Annotated in this window: 1 protein-coding gene; it reads left to right on the forward strand. The window is 33.5% G+C overall.

Going from position 1 to position 1,378, the window contains the following annotated elements:
• Nucleotides 1-644: 644 nt before the first annotated feature.
• Nucleotides 645-1,295, forward strand: a complete 651-nt coding sequence (locus BGC07_RS17290; RefSeq protein ID WP_158007010.1) for a PAS domain-containing protein — start codon at nucleotides 645-647, stop codon at nucleotides 1,293-1,295.
• Nucleotides 1,296-1,378 lie beyond the last annotated feature (83 nt).

Genomic DNA, 1,378 nt, shown 5'->3' on the forward strand with positions numbered 1-1,378 from the left:
CGGTGCCCCTTATGGGTGCCTTCTCCATGGCTTGTATCGAATGTTTTAGGTGTTTTTTCTGTCAGTCTTTAGTATAATTTCTTCTTTGATGTGTGGCTGGGCTGAACACTAAACCCTTAATCCTCACGATATGAGTCAGGTAACGACAAACATGAAGTTACTATGCTGAGGTAGGCAAGAATTTAGAACCGAGTTGCCTAACTAGAAGAAGTGTTAAAAATCATTACCCAGCTGTAGTATCAAGTATGGGGAATTTAAGCCCATTGAGATACTGGATGCGGAGTTGTCAAATTAAGAAAAGAAAGCGTCAAATGATAGGAACAGTCGATGATTTGTCGTTGCCGTGTTAGATAGTGGTGTTTATGATTATGAACTGATGAGTATTTTTGAAACAACTTTAAAGATATGAGGTTTTTATGTTCTATGAGATACAAAATTAATTCGTTTTGTGCAAATGATCTAGAACTAGAGCAGTACGAAAGAAAAAGGGGAGCGAGTATGCGAAATATAATTTATAGTCACAGACCACAATAGTAGTTAGTAATAGTTATATCAGGTTAAGTGAAAAGATTATCAGCTATACTGCTTCAACATATATCATGATACTTCAAATATTGGCGTTAATTTTACGTAAGGAGAACGAGTTGTTAGATTTTAGTGAACAAAAACTCTACACTATAGTGGACAACGATGGAAATATAATGTTTATCAATGAGTTATATCAATCAGTTTGTAAAATAAATCGAGAAGAGGTTCTGGGGAAAAAGGTGGTTGACTTTATCACTGTCACGCCTAAAATTTCATTTATGAACCAAGTTATCAAAGATAGATATAATATCTTAATTGGTAGTACAAATAAAATTACACGCCACGCTGTTTTTTCAACAAAACATATTTTTGGTATTGTAACAAATAACAAAATACCTTTAATTAATTCTGGTGAAGTAGTAGGAATTATTAATGAAACTGATCTAGGCATCAATCAGCTCGTTAATAATAGAATATTTTTAACTTTGCCAACCATGGAATATCATGGTGAAACTTTAAGCCCAACAGATATGAAAATGCTATGCATGTTTGCTCAATTTCCTTCGATAAAGCCCATAGATATCTCCAATATTTTAGGACTAAAATTAAATACTGTTTATATGTACCGTCATGGTCTGATAAATAAATTGAGAAATACACTAATAAATAATAAAAGAGACTTTGCGAGAATTGCTCAGGAACATTTTTTTAAAGGAGTTACTTTTGAAGAAGGGCAAGTTTATTGTACTGGGATGAGGAAGAAATAATATGATGTAAATGTATGTAAGCAGCACCACCGAGAGCGTAAATATATTGTCGCCTAGAGGAGTGATTTAAATTATTGGCACCG

The sequence above is a fragment of the Piscirickettsia litoralis genome (assembly GCF_001720395.1).
Classification (GTDB): domain Bacteria; phylum Pseudomonadota; class Gammaproteobacteria; order Piscirickettsiales; family Piscirickettsiaceae; genus Piscirickettsia; species Piscirickettsia litoralis.